Source organism: Mesorhizobium sp. P2_C5_2, assembly GCF_056404535.1.
The window spans coordinates 181,324-200,159 of sequence record NZ_JBFUDV010000007.1 but is presented as its reverse complement, the minus strand read 5'-3'; the positions used below and the strand labels follow the sequence as shown (position 1 = coordinate 200,159).

18 protein-coding genes are annotated in these 18,836 nt (G+C 62.5%); 13 read left to right on the top strand and 5 right to left on the bottom strand.

Annotation, left to right across the window (positions count from 1 at the left end):
- Nucleotides 1–197 precede the first annotated feature (197 nt).
- The 9 genes from AC1D1B_RS26270 (at nt 198) to AC1D1B_RS26230 (ending at nt 7,308) form a co-directional block, all read left to right on the top strand.
- Nucleotides 198–1,028: an aspartyl/asparaginyl beta-hydroxylase domain-containing protein gene (locus AC1D1B_RS26270; RefSeq protein ID WP_477335769.1), complete on the top strand. Its 831-nt coding sequence runs from the start codon at nt 198–200 to the stop codon at nt 1,026–1,028.
- A 32-nt stretch (nt 1,029–1,060) separates the two neighbouring features.
- On the top strand, nt 1,061–1,447 hold the full coding sequence (gene crcB / locus AC1D1B_RS26265) for a fluoride efflux transporter CrcB (RefSeq protein ID WP_477335767.1): 387 nt from the start codon (nt 1,061–1,063) through the stop codon (nt 1,445–1,447).
- 125 nt (nt 1,448–1,572) lie between these two features.
- Nucleotides 1,573–1,944 (top strand): fluoride efflux transporter CrcB, encoded by a 372-nt coding sequence (gene crcB, locus AC1D1B_RS26260; RefSeq protein WP_477335795.1) that lies wholly within the window; start codon nt 1,573–1,575, stop codon nt 1,942–1,944.
- Nucleotides 1,941–2,279 (top strand): DUF190 domain-containing protein, encoded by a 339-nt coding sequence (locus AC1D1B_RS26255; RefSeq protein WP_477335765.1) that lies wholly within the window; start codon nt 1,941–1,943, stop codon nt 2,277–2,279. Before crcB (AC1D1B_RS26260) ends, AC1D1B_RS26255 begins: the two co-directional genes overlap by 4 nt.
- A 63-nt stretch (nt 2,280–2,342) precedes the next feature.
- Nucleotides 2,343–3,323 (top strand): RluA family pseudouridine synthase, encoded by a 981-nt coding sequence (locus AC1D1B_RS26250; protein WP_023672769.1) that lies wholly within the window; start codon nt 2,343–2,345, stop codon nt 3,321–3,323.
- Nucleotides 3,324–3,524: a hypothetical protein gene (locus AC1D1B_RS26245; protein WP_477335763.1), complete on the top strand. Its 201-nt coding sequence runs from the start codon at nt 3,324–3,326 to the stop codon at nt 3,522–3,524.
- Entirely contained in the window at nt 3,521–4,438 is a 918-nt protein-coding gene (locus tag AC1D1B_RS26240) for a DMT family transporter (protein WP_477335761.1), read from the top strand. The genes AC1D1B_RS26245 and AC1D1B_RS26240 overlap by 4 nt, the downstream gene beginning before the upstream one ends.
- Nucleotides 4,439–4,449: 11 nt before the next feature.
- Entirely contained in the window at nt 4,450–5,241 is a 792-nt protein-coding gene (locus AC1D1B_RS26235) for an ATP12 family chaperone protein (protein ID WP_477335759.1), read from the top strand.
- Nucleotides 5,242–5,421: 180 nt separating this feature from the next.
- Nucleotides 5,422–7,308, top strand: coding sequence for an MFS transporter (locus AC1D1B_RS26230; RefSeq protein ID WP_477335757.1), 1,887 nt, complete (start codon nt 5,422–5,424; stop codon nt 7,306–7,308).
- Between the two features lie 96 nt (nt 7,309–7,404).
- Here AC1D1B_RS26230 and AC1D1B_RS26225 read toward each other — a convergent pair whose 3' ends face one another.
- Nucleotides 7,405–7,602 carry a DUF2735 domain-containing protein gene (locus AC1D1B_RS26225; RefSeq protein WP_477335755.1) on the bottom strand — a complete coding sequence of 66 codons (198 nt, stop codon included), beginning with the start codon at nt 7,600–7,602 and terminating at the stop codon, nt 7,405–7,407.
- A 318-nt stretch (nt 7,603–7,920) separates the two neighbouring features.
- Between AC1D1B_RS26225 and AC1D1B_RS26220 the strand changes: the two genes are divergently transcribed.
- Nucleotides 7,921–8,961 carry a glutamine synthetase beta-grasp domain-containing protein gene (locus AC1D1B_RS26220; protein WP_477267117.1) on the top strand — a complete coding sequence of 347 codons (1,041 nt, stop codon included), beginning with the start codon at nt 7,921–7,923 and terminating at the stop codon, nt 8,959–8,961.
- A gap of 133 nt (nt 8,962–9,094) precedes the next feature.
- Here the strand turns inward: AC1D1B_RS26220 and AC1D1B_RS26215 are convergent, their stop codons facing one another.
- The 3 genes from AC1D1B_RS26215 to AC1D1B_RS26205 all read right to left on the bottom strand — a co-directional run bounded on the left by AC1D1B_RS26215 (nt 9,095) and on the right by AC1D1B_RS26205 (nt 11,492).
- Entirely contained in the window at nt 9,095–9,538 is a 444-nt protein-coding gene (locus AC1D1B_RS26215) for an SRPBCC family protein (protein WP_477335753.1), read from the bottom strand.
- Nucleotides 9,539–9,667: 129 nt separating this feature from the next.
- Nucleotides 9,668–11,077 (bottom strand): type I glutamate--ammonia ligase, encoded by a 1,410-nt coding sequence (gene glnA / locus AC1D1B_RS26210; protein WP_477335751.1) that lies wholly within the window; start codon nt 11,075–11,077, stop codon nt 9,668–9,670.
- A gap of 76 nt (nt 11,078–11,153) precedes the next feature.
- A complete protein-coding gene (locus tag AC1D1B_RS26205) occupies nt 11,154–11,492 on the bottom strand; it encodes a P-II family nitrogen regulator (RefSeq protein WP_006205430.1) in 339 nt (112 codons plus the stop codon).
- 380 nt (nt 11,493–11,872) lie between these two features.
- Between AC1D1B_RS26205 and AC1D1B_RS26200 the strand changes: the two genes are divergently transcribed.
- Both AC1D1B_RS26200 and AC1D1B_RS26195 read left to right on the top strand, forming a co-directional pair.
- Nucleotides 11,873–13,396 carry an NAD(P)H-hydrate dehydratase gene (locus tag AC1D1B_RS26200; protein WP_477335749.1) on the top strand — a complete coding sequence of 508 codons (1,524 nt, stop codon included), beginning with the start codon at nt 11,873–11,875 and terminating at the stop codon, nt 13,394–13,396.
- Nucleotides 13,393–15,393, top strand: coding sequence for a hypothetical protein (locus AC1D1B_RS26195; RefSeq protein ID WP_477335747.1), 2,001 nt, complete (start codon nt 13,393–13,395; stop codon nt 15,391–15,393). Before AC1D1B_RS26200 ends, AC1D1B_RS26195 begins: the two co-directional genes overlap by 4 nt.
- 20 nt (nt 15,394–15,413) lie before the next feature.
- On the opposite strand, the gene AC1D1B_RS26190 is transcribed toward AC1D1B_RS26195, so the two are convergent.
- Nucleotides 15,414–16,946, bottom strand: coding sequence for an acyl-CoA carboxylase subunit beta (locus AC1D1B_RS26190; RefSeq protein ID WP_477335745.1), 1,533 nt, complete (start codon nt 16,944–16,946; stop codon nt 15,414–15,416).
- 391 nt (nt 16,947–17,337) lie between these two features.
- Here AC1D1B_RS26190 and AC1D1B_RS26185 point away from each other — a divergent pair, with 391 nt between their 5' ends.
- Nucleotides 17,338–18,774: a DEAD/DEAH box helicase gene (locus tag AC1D1B_RS26185; protein ID WP_477335743.1), complete on the top strand. Its 1,437-nt coding sequence runs from the start codon at nt 17,338–17,340 to the stop codon at nt 18,772–18,774.
- Nucleotides 18,775–18,836: the final 62 nt, after the last annotated feature.

Genomic DNA, 18,836 nt, shown 5'->3' with positions numbered 1-18,836 from the left:
ACGAAACCCTGCCACGGGCATTCCCGCCTCTATTCTTCTCCACGTCGCGCTGGTTGGCATGCTGGCAGAGGCGTCCATTCTGGCGCGATGTCACGGCATTGTGCGGGGGAACAAAAAACCCTATCAAGGCGCACGGCTGGCGGGGGTCGCCGTAATTTGGCTCATGCGAACAGGATCGCGCTCCCGCGCGAACGACAATGACAAAACAAACCCGTAAGACCCTTCGCCAGGCTGTGATTGCGCTACCGCTTCTCGCGCTCGGCTTCTATTTCATTCCGATCCTGACCTCGATCTGGATCGTCTGCGGCCTGATCGATGTGCTGCGCAATGCCAACAAGAGCTGGTCGCTGTTGCGCGGCTATTTCCTCGGCAATGGCATCTTCACCTGGCTGCTGTCGCCCTTCAATCTGCTGGTCGACCTCGTCTGCTACCGCAATCCGGGTGTGTGGAAGCTGGAGCAGTTTCCGCCGGACTATCAGCGTGAGGTCAACGAGGTTCTCGACGTCTTCAAGGCGCGCAAGGATGAGATCATCGCCGATATCGACGCCAATTTCGGCACCGGCCGGCGCGGCATGTACGTCTATCAGTGGTACGGCAAGCACCGGATCGACAATGTCGCGGAGTTCAACAAGGATTTCAAATACATCAAGACCATTGCCGTCTCGGTCTTCAGGGGCAAGGAATCGACCTCCTGGCATTTCGGACCGCTGCGGCTCAGCCTGCGCATCCTCTATAATCTGCTGCCGGTGAAGGCCGAGGTTTTCGTCGAGTGCAATGGCGCCAGGAACTACTGGCACGACAACCCGCTCTACATCTTCGACGACACGCTGCTGCACCGCTCGGTCAACGAGTATGACGGGCGCCGCTACTGCGTGTTCATGGACATCATCCGTCCGTCGCCATTCCCGGGCTTCATCGCCGGCCTTCTCGCCATCGTTTCGGTCACCGTCGAGCGCATCAATTCCATGTTCTACAAGAACTGGAAGATGATCGGCTCGAGCAAAGCAAAGAAGGTCGGGACGACCTGAGACCGCGGTCCGACCGGCAAAGAGGGAGCGCGATGTATCACCTGTTGCTTGTCTGTCTTGGTGGCGCGATCGGCGGAATGGCTCGCTTCTTCCTGTCCGGCTTCATCGCCCGCCGGGTCGGCGAGACCTTTCCCTGGGGCACGATGGTGGTCAACATCTCGGGAGCGTTTGCGATCGGCGTCGTCGCGCATGCGGTGGCGCGTGACGGCATGCCCGCCATCTGGGCCTTTGTCGTTACCGGCTGCCTCGGCTGCTATACCACTGTCTCTTCCTTCAGCCTGCAGACGCTGGCGCTGGTGCGCGACGGCGAATGGCTGCGCGCCGGCGGCAACGTGCTGCTTTCGGTTTTTCTGAGCCTTGGTGGCGTGACGCTGGGTTTTGCCGCGGGGAGTCTTCTGATCGGCAGCGGATCGCCGTGAGCAGTCCGCGGAAGCTCCGCTCCGGCGGGACCGACGCTGCCGGAGCAAGGCACGCGGCGCGCGTCATTGGCTGGCGCAAGACGAGCGAAACAGCTCGGATCTATGCCATCGTGGCCGTCGGCAGTATGATCGGCGGCGTGTTGCGGGCTCTTGCCTCATCGGCGAGCGCTGCTTTGTGGGGCGGCGGCTTCCCCTTCGGCACGCTCCTTGTGAACATTGTCGGCTCATTCCTCATCGGCTTCTACGCGACATTGACGGGGCCGGACGGTCGCGTCTTCGCCAGCCCGCTGCAGCGCCAGTTCTTCATGGCCGGCTTCTGCGGCGGCCTGACCACTTTCTCCGCGTTCAGCCTTGAGACACTCACCCTCGCGCAGGGCGGGAAACTTGTGGAGGCGGGACTCAATATCGCGATCTCCGTGGTGGCGTGGCTTGCCGCCGTCTGGCTTGGCCACATCTTTGCAGTGCGCCTCAACCGACTGAGAGGATCCGGGCAATGAAGATACCAAGGCAGGCGCAATTGCTGCGCATATTCATCGGCGAGAACGACAGGGCAGACGGCCATCCCCTGTATGAGGCGATCGTGCTCAAGGCCCGCGAAATGCAGATTGCCGGCGCGACCGTCCTGCGCGGCGCAATGGGGTTCGGCCATTCCAGCCGGCTTCACACCACGAAAATCCTCCGTTTGTCTGAGGATCTGCCGCTGGTGATCGAGATCGTCGATGGCGAGGAAAAGATAGCCGCTTTTTTGCCCGTGCTCGAGACAATCATGACAAGTGGCCTGATCACGCTGGAGAAAGTTCAGGTTCTGCAATATGGAACCGACAACGAATGACAGGATATGAGGTTGCGGGTGGCGGCGAATGCCGTTGCGTCCCGCGAAACGGCGGTTGAAATCATGGCAGGCGTTGAACAGATCACGGTGGAGGCCGGCGAGGCGGGCATGCGGCTCGATCGCTGGTTCAAGACCCATTTCCCGGGCCTCGGCTTCGGCCATTTGCAGAAGCTCTTGCGCTCGGGCCAGATCCGCGTCGATGGCGGCCGGGTGAAGGCCGACAGCCGTGTCGAGCCGGGCCAGGTGGTGCGCGTGCCGCCGCTCGAGGTCGACAAGAAGGGCGAGAGCGCGCTGACGGGTTACTCGATCCGCAACCAGGGCGACGCCGATGTGCTGGCCAAGATGCTGATCCACGAAGACCCGAAGGTCTTTGTCTTCAACAAGCCGGCAGGCCTGGCCGTGCAGGGCGGCTCGGGCGTCACCCGCAATGTCGATGACATGCTGGAGGCCTGGCGCAGCCAGAAGGGCGAGAAGCCGCGCCTGGTGCACCGGCTCGACCGCGACACGTCGGGCGTGCTGGTGGTTGCGCGCACCAGGCTTGCGGCAATGAAGCTCTCCGAGTCGTTTCGCGCACGCGAGACCAAGAAGACCTATTGGGCGCTGGTCAAGGGCGTGCCGCCTAAGCGCGAGGACAAAATCTCGACCTGGCTGATCAAGGAGCCGACCGAGGACGGCGACCGCGTGCGCGTGGCAGCCCACGGTGAAAAGGGCGCCGACCACGCCGTGTCCTACTACCGCATCATCGAGCAGGCGGCGCAGACCATGACCTGGCTGGAAATGGAGCCCTATACCGGCCGCACCCACCAGCTTCGCGTTCACGCCGCCTATATTGGCTGCCCGATCCTCGGCGACCCCAAATATTTCGAGGCTGACACCAATTGGGATTTCCCGGGCGGTATTCAGAACCGGCTGCATCTGCATGCGCGCCGCATCGTCATTCCGCACCCGGACAAGGGCGTCATCGACGTCACCGCGCCGATGCCGCCGCATATGCGCCAGAGCTGGAACCTGATCGGCTTCGACGACGCCAGCGCGGAGGACTGAATGAGAGAGTTCATTGCTCAGCTCATCTACTGGCTGCCACTTATCGTGATTTTTATCGTCTGGCTGGCTTTCACCAGCGGCGCTGCCCGCCGGCAGAAGTCGATGGCCGAGATCGGCCGTGAGAACACCGAAGCGGTGAAGCAAAATACCGAGGCGCTGAAAGCCCTGTTGGCGAAGCTGGACAGTCAATCGAAACAATGACCGCCTCAACTGCATTGGATCGCCGCGACGCGGTCGATCTGGCGGCTGCTTCCATCATGGTCGGGCTGACCTTTTCCTGGGGGCTGAACTATGTCGCCGCCAAGATCTCCTATGCCGGCTATGACCCCGTTTTTGTCTCGATCGCACGCTCGATCATCGGCGGGCTCTGCGTGCTCGGCTGGTGCTGGCTGCGCGGCATCAGACTGTTCGAGGCCGACGGGTCGCTTGTCGCGGGCATCGTCGTCGGCGTGCTGTTCGGCGTCGAGTTCCTGTGCCTCTATATCGGGCTGGAATACACCACCGTTGCCCGCAACACGCTGCTGGTCAACACAATGCCGTTCTGGGTCCTGATCGGTGGCCATTTCCTGCTTGGCGAGCGCATCAATGCGAGAAAGCTTGGTGGGCTGGTTCTCGCCTTTTGTGGCCTTGTGGCGGTGTTCTCCGACGGGATTGTCGGCGGCAACAAAGTGACGCTTGTGGGCGACGTGCTCAGCCTTGGCTCAGGCATCCTCTGGGCGGCGACCAGCATCGTCATCAAGCGCTCGAAACTCGTCGAGACCAGTGCCGAGAAACTGCTGCTCTATCAGCTGGCAGGTGCCGCCGTCGTCGGCTTCCTGGTGATGCCTTTCGCTGGTCCGCCGATCCGCGCGGTCACCGCCCTGCCGACATTGGCGTTGCTGTTCCAGTCGCTCTATATTGTTGCCTTCACCTATGTGCTGTGGTTCTGGCTGCTCAGGCGCTATCCGGCATCGGGCCTGTCGAGCTTCGCCTTCCTGTCGCCGGTGTTCGGCGTGCTGTGCGGCGCCATTATTCTGGGTGAAGCGCCGACAGTCAGGATCTTTGTGGCGCTTGGGCTGATCGCCGTTGGCCTGATCATCGTCAACCGACCGGCGCGCAAGCAGTTACCTGTATAGAAAGTTCTACTATGCGCGACATCCTCAATGACCTCGAAGCGGGCAAGCACCTGTCCGATCCGGATCCGGTGCGCCGCGCGCAGATCCAGATGAAGACGCATCTGCCGAAGCGCTTCTACAAGGACGCCTCGGTCGCGCCAGTCGAAGACAGTTTTGCCGTCCATCTCGACGGCAAGCCGGTGCGCACGCCGGGCAAGGCGCTGCTGGCGCTGCCGACTGAGAAGGCCGCCGCGCTTGTCGCGGGCGAGTTCGCTGCGCAAGGCGAGACCATCGACCCCGTGACGATGCCGGTTCTGCGTCTGGTCAACACCGCCATCGATGGTGTCGCCAGCGACCCGCAGGCGGTGCTGGAGGACGTCTTGCGCTTCGCCTCGTCCGATCTCACCTGCTACCGCGCCGACGCGCCGCAGGGGCTGGTCGACCAGCAGAACCAGCATTGGGACCCGGTGATCGACTGGGCGAGGGTGACGCTCGGGGCTCGCTTCAACCTCGCCGAGGGCATTATCCATGTCGAGCAGCCGCGTGAGAGCATCGCGGTGCTCGGCGCCCACCTAGCCCAGCGCGCCGAGCCGCTGCGGCTGGCCGCAATCCATGTCATGACGTCGCTGACCGGGTCGGCGCTGCTGGCGCTTGCGGTCGACTATGGCGCGCTGGATGGCGATGCGGCTTGGGCCGCCGGCCATGTCGATGAGGACTGGCAGATCGAGCATTGGGGCCAGGATGCCGAGGCGGTGGCACGCCGCTCGGCCCGCAAGCGCGACATGATGGCCGCCGTCAGCCTGCTGGACGCGCTCAAAGCCTGATCTCCAGTCTTTGCCGCACTGCACCTAATACCAAAGTCATAATCCCAAAGGCGCTCTGCCTCCGGACGCCGCTTTCTGTCATTTTTTGCGCCGATGGCTGGGCTGAGTCCGCGTTCAGAGGGAACGTGGACCGTGACGCACAGCATCGAGGACAGACGGGATCTCACGGGAGGATATTTCATGGCAATGGCATCGACCGCCGGCGGAAGCAGCCGCGGCATGACGCGAGAGGAGAAGAAAGTCATCTTCGCCTCTTCGCTCGGCACCGTTTTCGAATGGTATGATTTCTATCTCTACGGTGCGTTGGCGGCCGCGATCGGCGCCACATTCTTCGCCACCTATCCAGAGGCGACGCGCAACATCTTCACGCTGCTGGTTTTCGCCGCCGGCTTCCTCGTGCGCCCGTTCGGCGCGCTCGTGTTCGGCCGCATCGGCGATCTCGTCGGCCGCAAATACACATTCCTTGTCACCATCACGATCATGGGCCTGTCGACCTTCCTGGTCGGCCTGCTTCCCGGCTCGGCAAGCTGGGGCATTGCGGCGCCCATCATCCTGGTTGGGCTGCGCATGCTGCAGGGCCTGGCGCTCGGTGGTGAATATGGTGGTGCGGCGACCTATGTCGCCGAACATGCCCCCGACGACCGCCGTGGCTTCTACACGTCGTGGATCCAGACGACGGCGACGCTTGGCCTGTTCCTGTCGCTGATCATCATCCTGATCGTGCAGAATTCGCTGAGCAAGGAGGACTTCACGGCCTGGGGCTGGCGTATTCCATTCCTGGTCTCGGCCATCCTGCTCGCCATATCGGTCTGGATTCGCCTGTCGCTTGCCGAATCGCCGACCTTCCAGCGCATGAAGGACGAGGGCAAGGGCTCCAAGGCGCCGCTCACGGAAGCCTTCGGACAGTGGAAGAACGCCAAGATCGCCTTGCTGGCTTTGTTCGGCTTGACCGCCGGCCAGGCCGTGGTCTGGTACAATGGCCAGTTCTACGCGCTGTTCTTCCTGGCCAATGTGCTCAAGGTCGATCCGCAGTCGGTCAACATCATGATCGCGATCGCGCTGGCGCTCGGCTCGATCTTCTTCGTCGTGTTCGGCTGGCTGTCCGACAAGATCGGCCGCAAGCCGATCATCATGGCCGGTCTCGCCCTGGCAATCGTCACCACCTTCCCGCTGTTCAAGGCGCTGACCTGGGCCGCCAACCCGGCGCTCGCCACCGCGCAGCAGAACACGCGTGCCACGGTGACCGCTGCACCAGGAGACTGCAAGTTCCAGTTCAATCCGACCGGAACACGCAAGCCTCTCACTTCGTGCGATATTGCGACCGACTTCCTTGCCAAGAGCTCCGTACCCTACGACATCGTTACGACGGCGGCACCGGGAACCGCGGCCAGTGTGAAAATTGGCACCGAAACGGTGGCGTCCTATGATGCCGTGGCAGCCGCGGACAAGGCGACTTCAAACGATGCTGCCTTCAAGAAGGCGGTCAACCTCGCGCTTCAGGACGGCGGCTATCCGCTGAAACGTGCTGCCGCCAAGGTTGCCGACCAAAAGCTCGACGCCTTTGTCGCGGCCAATCCCGAACTGAAACTCGACGCGGCAGCCATTCGCACCGGTGAAAAAGCCACTGTCCCGCTCGCCCAGGCGGTCAAGGACAAGCTGCTGACGGCAGATGACGCCGCCGGCGCCACCGACGTGACGGTCTACAGTGTTCCGGCGGCCGGTGCGTTCTCGATGTTTGCCGACCCGGCAGCCGTCAACTGGGCAAAGGTCATCGGCATCCTGTTCATCCTGGTCGTCTACGTGACCATGGTCTACGGGCCGATCGCGGCGATCCTGGTCGAGATGTTCCCGACCCGCATCCGCTACACCGGCATGTCGCTGCCCTATCACATCGGCAATGGCTGGTTCGGCGGCCTGCTGCCGGCGATCGTGTTCGCGCTCAGCGCCTCCAAGGGCGATATCTATTACGGTCTCTGGTACCCGGTGGTGATCGCGGCGATGTCGCTGATCATCGGCATGATCTTCGTCAGGGATACGCTGGGAACCGACCTGCATACCAAGCAGTAGCCGACGGCGTGGTATCAAACAAAAACCCGGCGCGAGCGATCGCGCCGGGTTTTTCAATTGTCGGGCCTGCTTTCAGCTATTGGCCCGGAAGACGAACTAGCTCTTGCGAGGCTGCTCGGCTTCCGTGATGGCCGCCTCATGATACCAGGCCTCGCCATAGCCCGAGGGGTGATCGCGCAAGGAGGCGAGCTCTGCCGCAAACTTGGCCTTTACGCCTAAATTTGAGGCAGCCGCACGCGCTGCCACCGGGAACATCAGGATTTTTGCCGACGGACGGGCTGACGTGATTTCCATTGTCGGTCTCCTTTCTTTTGGAGAGGCTTGTCGATTCATCTTTCCATCTAAGTAAGTCCTGCAATCCGATTAGGCAAGATGCCTAAAGAAAGATCAGCATTTGCCTGTTATTTAAGCAACTTCTGCCTTTGATCGATCCCGGCGCATTGCTTAGACGGCTTGGCCGCATCGCCCGGATGAATGGGCATTTTTGACGCACCCCGCGCAGCTGAAATGGCACATGACTTGCATTTTATTGACCGGCAGCCGGTCTGCCGGATGGCTCGGCGCGCGCCGGCGTCATCCAGCTTCGGTGATCAAGCAACGAGAGGCTCTAGAATGACGAAATACAAGCTCGAGTACATCTGGCTCGATGGATACACCCCGGTCCCCAATCTGCGCGGCAAGACCCAGATCAAGGAGTTCGCCGAGTTCCCGACGCTCGAGCAGCTGCCGCTGTGGGGCTTTGACGGTTCCTCGACGCAGCAGGCCGAAGGCCACAGCTCCGACTGCGTGCTGAAGCCGGTCGCCGTGTTCCCGGATCCGGCCCGCACCAATGGCGTGCTGGTGATGTGCGAAGTGATGATGCCCGATGGCGTGACGCCGCATGCATCCAACAAGCGCGCCACCATCCTCGATGACGAGGGCGCCTGGTTCGGCTTCGAGCAGGAGTATTTCTTCTACAAGGACGGCCGCCCGCTCGGCTTCCCCGAGAGCGGCTATCCGGCGCCGCAAGGCCCGTACTACACCGGCGTCGGCTATTCGAATGTCGGCCCGGTCGCGCGCCAGATCGTCGAGGAACATCTCGACCAGTGCCTCGCCGCCGGCATCAACCATGAAGGCATCAACGCGGAAGTGGCCAAGGGCCAGTGGGAATTCCAGATTTTCGGCAAGGGTTCCAAGAAGGCCGCCGACCAGATGTGGATGGCCCGCTATCTCTTGCAGCGCCTGACCGAAAAATACGAGATCGACATCGAGTATCATTGCAAGCCGCTCGGCGACACCGACTGGAATGGCTCGGGCATGCACGCCAACTTCTCGACCTCCTATATGCGCGAAGTCGGCGGCAAGGCCTATTTCGAAGCGCTGATGGCGGCTTTCGACAAGAACCTGATGGACCACATCGCCGTCTACGGCCCGGACAATGACAAGCGCCTGACCGGCAAGCACGAGACCGCGCCGTGGAACCGGTTCAGCTACGGCATCGCCGACCGCGGCGCCTCGATCCGCGTGCCGCATTCCTTCGTCAACAATGACTACAAGGGCTATCTGGAAGACCGCCGCCCGAACTCGCAGGGCGACCCCTACCAGATCGCTTCGCAGATACTGAAGACGATCGCGGAGGTTTCGACCAGCGCCCAGGTCTCGGCTGCTGCCTGAGCATTCGCTGCGGCGTAGTGTCTACGCCGGCCCAGACAAAAAACCCCGGCGGAAACGCCGGGGTTTTTCTTTGTCGCCGAGACGACTGCTCAGACCGAGTGGGGGGTGTCGAATTGGCCTCGACATTGGTTGTTCACGCGGTCAATCGTGCGTCGAGATTGGCGAGAATCTGCTCCCATGACTTTCCGTGTCCGTCGGCGCGGTCCTGCTCATAAAAACCGCGATGTCTGAGGGTGACGGTGCATCCGTCGCCGTGCGGTTCGATGTCGACTGACAGGACGGTTTCGGCGCCCTGGGTTCCGCTCTTGCCGGTAAGCCAGGTCAGTTCCACCTTTCGGTTCGGTTCAAGTGTGAGGAACCGCCCATAATGCGGGTGGCGCTGCCCCTCATGCTCGACCACGAAGAACAATTGTCCCTGCGGAACCGGCTTTGCGACCAGCCCTCCGGGCAAGGCGAACCAGCCTTCCCAGCCCGTGGTGAAGCTTTTGTAGACGGCCTCCGGCCGGGCGCGCATGGCGCGAACGACTTGTGCGTCATGAGGGCGATCGGAAAGGTCAGGCGTGAAGAGATCAGCCATGATCGATATACCTCCGAAAGTTGACGTAGAGGTTCAACGAAACACAGCCAATGGCGTTCCGACTTCGGCGCTCCAAACAAAAAACCCCGGCGTCTCCGCCGGGGTTTTCCTTATCACTGAGACGATCGTTCAGACCGAATAGTACATGTCGTATTCGACCGGATGTGGGGTCATTTCGAAGCGCATCACTTCGGCCATCTTGAGCTCGATGTAGCTGTCGATCTGGTCATCGTCGAAGACGCCGCCGGCCTTGAGGAAGCCGCGGTCCTTGTCGAGGCTCTGCAGCGCTTCGCGCAGCGAGCCGCAGACGGTCGGGATCTTCTTCAGTTCCTTCGGCGGCAGGTCGTAGAGATCCTTGTCCATCGGCTGACCCGGATGGATTTTGTTCTTGATGCCGTCGAGGCCGGCCATCAGCAGCGCCGCGAAGCCAAGATAGGGGTTCGCGCCCGGATCGGGGAAGCGGATCTCGACGCGCTTGGCCTTCGGCGACGAGCCGAACGGAATGCGGCAGGACGCCGAGCGGTTGCGGGCGGAATAGGCGAGCAGCACCGGCGCTTCATAGCCGGGCACCAGGCGCTTATAGGAGTTGGTCAGTGGGTTGGTGAAGGCGTTGATCGCCTTGGCGTGCTTGATGATGCCACCGATGTAGAACAGGCAGCTTTCCGACAGGCCGGCATATTCATTGCCGGCGAAGGTCGGCTTGCCGTTTTTCCAGATCGACATGTGGACGTGCATGCCCGAGCCGTTGTCGCCGAAGATCGGCTTCGGCATGAAGGTGGCCGTCTTGCCGTAGGCGTTGGCGACCTGATGCACGACGTATTTGTAGATCAGCATCTTGTCGGCGTTGCGCACCAGAGCGTCGAACTTGATGCCGAGCTCGTGCTGCGCGGCAGCGACCTCGTGATGGTGCTTTTCGACGCGCACGCCCATTTCGGCAAGCACGGTCAGCATCTCGGAGCGCATGTCCTGCGCGCTGTCGATCGGCGGCACCGGGAAGTAGCCGCCCTTGATGCGCGGGCGGTGGCCGAGATTGCCGGTCTCGTAATCGGTGTCGTCGTTGGACGGAAGTTCGGTGGAGTCCAGCTTGAAGCCGGTGTTGTAGGGATCGGCCTTGTACTTGACGTCGTCGAAGACGAAGAACTCGGCTTCCGGACCGACGAAGATGGTGTCGCCGATGCCTTCGGCCTTCATGTAGGCTTCGGCCTTTTTGGCGGTGCCGCGCGGGTCGCGGTTGTAGGATTCGCCGGAGACCGGATCGAGGATGTCGCACAGGATGACCATGGTCGACTGCGCGAAGAACGGGTCCATATGGACGGTGTCGGGATCGGGCATCAACACCATGTCGGACTCGTTGATCGCCTTCCAGCCGGCGATCGAGGAGCCGTCGAACATGACGCCATCGGCGAACATGTCTTCCTCGACCTCGATGACATCCATCGTCACGTGCTGCAGCTTGCCCTTCGGATCGGTGAAGCGCAGGTCGACGAATTTCACGTCGTTGTCCTTGATCTGCTTCATGATGTCTTTGGCTGTCGTCATGTCGTTTCTTCCCTGTCTGATGACGTTTCGAGGAGTTATCGGAAATCAGATACCGAGATATCTGAAATCAGAAACCTCAGACGGCGTCCATCCCCGTTTCACCGGTACGGATGCGAACGACTTCCTCGATGTTGGAAACGAAGATCTTGCCGTCGCCGATGCGGCCGGTCTGCGCCGCCTTGCGGATGGCCTCGATGGCGCCTTCGACGGCGTCGTCACCAAGCACGACTTCGATCTTCACCTTGGGTAGAAAGTCGACGACATATTCGGCGCCGCGATAGAGTTCGGTATGGCCTTTCTGGCGGCCAAAGCCCTTGGCTTCGGTCACGGTGATGCCTTGCAACCCGGCCTCCTGAAGCGCTTCCTTCACTTCGTCTAGCTTGAACGGCTTGATGATCGCTTCGATCTTTTTCATGTAAAAAGTGGCCTCCACTGCCAAAAAGACGGGTTGTGCGCCCCGCTTGCGCCTCCATCAAGCACGAACTGTGCCAATTTCGGCCCACGAGAAGCGGTTTCGCGCAATTCCAATGCCGCGCCGGGCCGGGATGTACATTCGCGTCATCCACTGCTTCGGAAGCGGCGCGGGTGTTCGGAGCCTACACATTGCCGCTCCTGACGTCTGCACGATTATTAGGCAGATCGCGCATTTTGCGGGCACGCGCGGATCCGCGGCACCAGTCTGCGAAAGGATTGGCAGTACGCCATCCCGGCGGCTGGCCGTTTGCTTCGAACCCGAAACTGGACAATGCTCGACCGGGATAAAGAGGCCTTGAACGAAATGCGGATCGGCAATTCATGAGCAACGAAGTCCTGTCGCCGGCCGAGATGGCAGAGGCCGACTGGCTGGCAATCGCGGCCGGTCCACTCGACGGCTATGGCCTGATGCAGCGTGCCGGCGAAGCGATCGCTGCTGTCGTCCTGGCGCGCTATCCCGCGGCGAACCGCGTGCACGTGCTGTGCGGCCCCGGCAACAATGGCGGCGACGGTTATGTCGTGGCGCGGTTGCTTGGGGAAAGTGGTGTCGATGTCACCCTGTGGGTTTCCGGCGAACCGAGGGCAGGCAGCGATGCGGCGATTGCCGCGGCAGAATGCTCGCTGGAGCGCCGGCCGCTGGCGACGTTTGTCGCCGAGCCGGGCTCGCTGGTCGTCGATGCTCTCTATGGCGCGGGGCTGTCGAAGGACGTCTCGGGTGATACGGCACGCGCTGTGGACATTGCCGCCAGCCTGCCTGTCGTTGCCGTCGATCTGCCTTCAGGCGTTTCCGGCGACAGTGGCGACATTCTCGGCACGGCATTTCGTGCCGACATCACCGTCACCTTCGCGCGCAAGAAACCTGGGCATCTGCTGCTGCCTGGGCGCCAGCGATGCGGCGAGATCGTCGTCGCCGACATCGGCATTGGCGACGACATCATCGCGCAGGTCGGGTCGCGGACGTTCGAAAACAAGCCGGCGTTCTGGCTTGAGGAATTGCCGGTGCCGGCGGTCGATGCGCATAAATACAAACGCGGTCATGTAGGCGTCTTTTCCGGCGGACCGTCGGCGACGGGTGCTGCCCGGCTGGCAGCACTTGCCGCCGCACGAAGCGGGGCAGGGGCGGTAACCGTGCTGTCGCCGGCGAATGCCATGCAGATCAATGCCGCGCATCTGACCTCGATCATGCTGCGCAAGACCGATGCGATTGAGGACGTGCACGAGTTTCTCGGCGATCGCCGGTCGTCGAGCTTCGTCCTCGGTCCGGGCTTTGGTGTCGGCGACAAAGCGCGCGATTTCGCCCTCGCCGTGCTTGCCCGAACACGGCAAGAGGGTGGTGTCGAAGGGCTGGTGCTCGATGCCGACGGTATCACGTCCTTCCGCAACGCTGCCTCGACGCTGTTCGAGGCAGCCAGCAGGCCGGATGCGCCAGCACTTGTCATGACGCCGCATGAGGGCGAGTTCGGCCGACTGTTTCCCGACATCGCTGAAGACAAAAGCCTGTCAAAGCTCGCCAAGGCCCGCGCGGCGGCGGCGCGCGCCAATGCCACGGTCATCTACAAAGGCGCCGACACGGTGATCGCGGCACCCGACGGCCGGGCGGCGATCAACAGCAATGGCGCGCCCTGGTTGGCGACCGCCGGTTCGGGTGATGTGCTGGCAGGCATCATTGCCGGGCTCCTGGCGCAAGGCATGCGGGCTTTCGAGGCTGCCTGCGCAGCGGTCTGGATTCACGCCGAAGCCGGCAGCCGCTTCGGACCGGGTCTGATCGCCGAGGATCTGCCGCTGGCGCTGGTGCCGGTGCTGCGCGAACTGATCGAAGCACGGCAGAAGGCGCTGGTCAGATGAAGCGGCTTGCGCTCGTCATTGCGGCCATCATCGCGCTGTTCGTGTCGCATGGCGTGCGTGCTCAAGAGCCCGTGACCATCGTCGACGATCCGGCGGTGCTCGCGGCCCTCGATGCCAAGGGCTTTGGCTTCGCCGGCATTTTCGCCGTCGATGGCGAGGACGACTTGAAGACGCTCTACAACGAGGCGCCGGCTTACCGTGCCGTTGTCGACATGGTGGCGGCCGACATTGCAGCGCTGCGCGCGGAGATCAAGGCCGGCGGGCGCACGCTCTACGAGGTAACCGACGGTAATGTCGGCCGCATCATGGACATGCGCTGGCTTAAGACCGAGGCTGCGCGCTTTCGCCTGGTCGGCGTCGTCAACCGGCTCGACCGGCGCGATTTCTCCGCCTTGGCGGGCGACAAGAGTTGCGGCGAGGTGCGCTTCATCTATCGCCTGGCCTACAGTTTCCGGAAGAAGGGCAAGGTTCTGGCGTCGCGGCTGCCGTTCAATTTCAACGCCGTCTACAGCGTGGCGCCGGATGCCGATGGCGGCTGCGTCGGCGTTGCCGGACGCTGGATGCCGCAGCTCGACGAGAACGTCGATGCCGGCTGGCTGGCCGGCGGGCCGCTGGAACCGGCGGAACTGACTTTCAAGCAGCTTGAGCTCAACGCGCAAGTGGTGCGCTTTCCCTCCGGCCAGGAGACCGAATTCGGCGGGCAGGCGGCCTATCTCATGCGTATCTTCGGCCTCGACGGCGCCACCGTCGTCGAGAAGCCGCTGGAAAACACGCCTGACGTCGCACGGCTCTCGGACGATGCGGCGCTGAAGAAGAGGCTTGCCGACTATGTCAGCGCCAATGTCGCGGCGGTCGATCTCGGCGTCTACGAAATCCCCGACGAGTTTTTGGCGAAGAAAATCATCTCGTGGTCGACTTTCGGCAGCGCAAGACAGGCCAATCACCCATTCACGCCGTTGTTCGAGCCAACTGATTTCGCAGGTCTCGACTATGCGGCGCTGAAACTCGTGCGCACGCCGGAGGCGCTGGTCGAGCGGCTGGACAATGGCGCTTGCCAGGGCTGCCATCAGGCGGGCTCCACGGCCGGCTTCCACTTCATCGGCCTCGACGACAAGACGACGTCGCCGCTCAACCGGATCGAGGTCGGCATCTCGCCGCATCTCCATGCCGAGATCCCGCGACGCGAGGCCTGGCTGCGCGCAACGCAGGAAGGCAAAGAGCCGAACCGGTACCGGCCGCTGTCCTTTGCCCCACCAGCCACCTGGACCGAAGCCGGCGATGTCGACTACGCACCGGCCGACATGGCGATGCCGTGCTTGATGCCGGACGATGCAAAACGCTTCGGTACGACCTGGCAGTGCGGCGGCGGCACGGTCTGCACGCCGCTGGCGACCGCATCGGGCGTGCGCACCACGCTAGCGCAGTGTCTGCTGCCCAAGGACAGCCCAAAGATGTTCTCCGGCCATCCCTGCCTGACAGGCTCGATCGCCAGCAACGCGCCGCAGCCTTTCAACGACCGCTACAAGATCACCGGCCAGTTCGCCGCCTTCGCGCCGACTTTTTCGCGGACCGCCTACACCTGCCGGCCACCGAAGATCGGCGTGCCGGCCGGCATCGCCTACCGCGCCTGCGACGACAAGGATCGCAGCTTTGCCGCCTTCAAGGCGGGCAAACCGATGCCGTCCGAAATCTGCGGGCTTGTCGGCGGCAAGAAATTCGACACCTGCGTGGCGACCAACAATTTCGACCAGTGCCTCGGTGGCGCGGTCAATCGCGGCAACCGGCCGGCGTGCTCGGCCGGCCATTTCTGCCGCGAGGATTACATGTGCCAGTCACTGCCGCCGGACACGCCGGGCGCCGCCAAGGTGAAAGGCATCGGCTTCTGCTCACCAACCTATTTCATCTTCCAGATGCGCATCGACAACCATGCCACGCCCTGGGCGAGCGCGACCAGCGCCACCACGGGAGCCGGGTTCGGCGCGGCGGAAGAGGAGTAGGCGTCTCGGTTGTTGAGGCACTACAGCGGGATGTTGTCGTGCTTCTTCCAGGGGTTTTGCATGTCCTTGTTGCGCAGCATCCTGAGTGCGCGGGCAATGCGGCGGCGGGTCGAATGCGGCATGATCACTTCGTCGACATAGCCGCGCTCGGCGGCGACGAAGGGCGACAGGAAGCGATCCTCGTAAGCTTTTGTGTGGGCTGCGATCTTCTCGGCATCGCCGATGTCCTTGCGGTAGATGATCTCGACCGCGCCCCTGGCGCCCATCACCGCGATCTGCGCCGTCGGCCAGGCATAGTTCATGTCGCCGCGCAGATGTTTTGAGGCCATGACGTCATAGGCGCCGCCGTAGGCTTTGCGGGTGATGACGGTGATTTTCGGCACGGTCGCCTCGGCATAGGCGAACAGCAGTTTCGCGCCGTGCTTGATCAAGCCGCCATATTCCTGCGCCGTGCCGGGCAGGAAGCCCGGAACATCGACGAAGGTCACGATGGGGATCGAAAAACAATCGCAGAAGCGCACGAAGCGCGCCGCCTTGCGGCTGGCGTCGGAATCGAGCACGCCGGCCAGCACCATCGGCTGGTTGGCGACGAAGCCGACGGTGCGGCCCTCGACCCGGCCGAAACCGGTGACGATGTTCTTGGCAAAGCTCTGCTGGATCTCGAAGAAATCGCCTTCATCGGCAACTTTGAGGATGAGCTCCTTGATATCATAGGGTTTGTTGGCGTTGTCGGGAATCAGCCGATCGAGCGACAGATCATGGTCGGTGACCGACTGGTAGCATTCGATCTCGGGAAGCTCCGACGTGTTGGAGGCCGGCAGCAGATCGACCAGCCGGCGCATCTGCAACAGTGCCTCGACATCATTGTCATAGGCGCCATCGGCAATCGAGGATTTGGTCGTGTGGACGGAAGCACCGCCGAGGCTTTCGGCGGTCACCGTCTCGTTGGTGACGGTTTTGACCACATCCGGCCCGGTGACGAACATGTAGGAGGTGTCGCGGACCATGAAGATGAAGTCGGTCATGGCAGGCGAATAGACGTCGCCGCCGGCGCACGGACCCATGATGACGGAAATCTGCGGAATGACGCCGGAGGCCAGCACGTTGCGCTGAAAGATCTCGGCATAGCCGCCAAGCGCCGCCACGCCTTCCTGGATGCGGGCGCCGCCGGCATCGTAGAGGCCGATGATCGGCGCGCGGTTGCGCAGCGCCATCTCCTGCACCTTGATGACCTTTTCGGCGTGCGCCTCCGAAAGCGAGCCGCCGAACACGGTAAAGTCCTTGGCGAAGAGATAGATCGGGCGGCCGTTGACGGTGCCCCAGCCGGTGACGACGCCGTCGCCGGCAATCTTGGTCTTCTCCATGCCGAAATCGGTCGAGCGATGTTCGACATACATATCGAATTCCTCGAACGAGCCTTCATCAAGGAAAACCTCGATGCGCTCGCGCGCAGTGAGCTTGCCCTTCTTGTGCTGGGCGTCGATGCGGGCCTGGCCGCCGCCCATGCGGGCGATGTCGCGGCGGCGCTCGAGTTCCTTCAGCACGTCCTTCATCGCTCGGTCCCCAGAAATGGAAGCTGCATTTGTGGTAATGATGCCTGCAAGCGCGCGCAAGCGCCGCGTTCGTACTCGTTTTGCTGCGTTGCAACATGACGCCCCTTGCATTCCGGGGCGAACTCAGCCATATGCAGCCCATAGGCGCTTGGGCCGGGAGATTCCGGCCTTCTCGACAAATGAGACTGGTTGCGTCTGTTTTCCCTCTTTCCGTTTGAACGGCAAGGTGGCGGAAAAGCCCCGTGGCATGACGCCTGCGGGCACGACAGCGCAGCCGAGTGGACGTTTTGCGTCCGCCCGCCTTGTCGTTTCATATCAAATTTTTCGACGGCAGGTTGCGCCCTGCCGCCTTCGATGTTTGCGGCTTTAGGCCGCGTGAAAGAAGACTATTTTGACCAACGAAAACACATCAACCGGTACCAACACGTTGACCGGTAACACTGCGGAACTCACCGGTTTCGCGGCCCTTGGAATTACGGGCGCGCTGCTCAAGGCGACGCATGGCGCCGGCTTCACCGAGCCGAAGCCGATCCAGATGCAGGCGATCCCGCCGCAGATGGAAGGCCGTGATATTTTCGGCATCGCCCAGACCGGCTCCGGCAAGACCGCGGCCTTCGCGCTGCCGATCCTGTCGAAGATCATCGCGCTCGGCACCAAGCGCCGTGCCAAGACCACCCGTGCGCTGATCCTGGCGCCGACGCGCGAGCTTGCCGTGCAGATCGAGGACACCATCAAGATCCTCGCCAAGGGCGCGCATGTCTCGACCGCTCTCGTGCTCGGCGGCGTCTCGCGCTTCAGCCAGGTGAAGAAGGTTGCGCCCGGCGTCGATATCCTCATTGCCACGCCCGGCCGCCTGACCGACCTGGTGCGCGAGGGCGACTTGATCCTCTCCGACACCAAATGGCTGGTGCTGGACGAGGGCGACCGCATGCTCGACATGGGCTTCATCAACGACGTCAAGCGCATCGCCAAGGCGACCGCGCCCGATCGTCAGACTGTGCTGTTCTCGGCCACCATGCCCAATGAAATCGCCGAGCTGGCGAAGGGCCTGTTGAAGAACCCGATCCGCGTCGAAGTGGCGCCGCAGAGCACTGCTGCTGCCGAGATCGTGCAGGGCGTCGTCTTTGCCCGCACCAAGCAGAAGCGCCAGGTTCTGTCGACGATGCTCGCCGACGAAGCGATGAAGTCCGTCATCATCTTTTCGCGCACCAAGCATGGCGCCGACCGGGTGACCAAGGACCTCGAGCGCGACGGCTTCAAGGCCGCCGTCATCCACGGCAACAAGTCGCAGAACGCCCGCCAGAAGGCGCTCAACGATTTCCGCGAGGGCTCGGTGCGCATTCTCGTTGCGACCGACATCGCGGCGCGCGGCATCGACGTCCCCGGCATCAGCCATGTGGTGAATTTCGACCTGCCGGACGAAGCTGAAAGCTATGTCCATCGCATCGGCCGCACCGGCCGCAACGGCATGGACGGCATTGCGATCACACTGTGCGATCCTTCCGAAAACAGCAAACTGCGTCAGGTCGAGCGCATCATCCGCAGCAAGCTGCCGATCGTTGCCGACCATCTCGGCAGCCCCGATCCGGTGCGCAATCCGGCTGAAAAGAACGAGCGCTTCGAGCCGGCCAATGATCGCAACGACCGCAATGGCCGTCGCGATGGCAGGCGGCCCGGTGGCCAGAACAACGGCTTCGGCAAGAAGCGTTTTGGTGACAAGCCGGCCTTTGCAGGTGCAGGCGAGCGCAAGCCGGAAGGCGCCAAGCCCTTCAAGGGCAACAACAAGCGCCGCTTCGGCGGCAAGCGGCCCGCGGCGCGGGCTGCCTGATCGGACACATCGGCCAGGCTCGTCGAGCCTCGCTCGACTACTGACGATTACAATGGGGACGG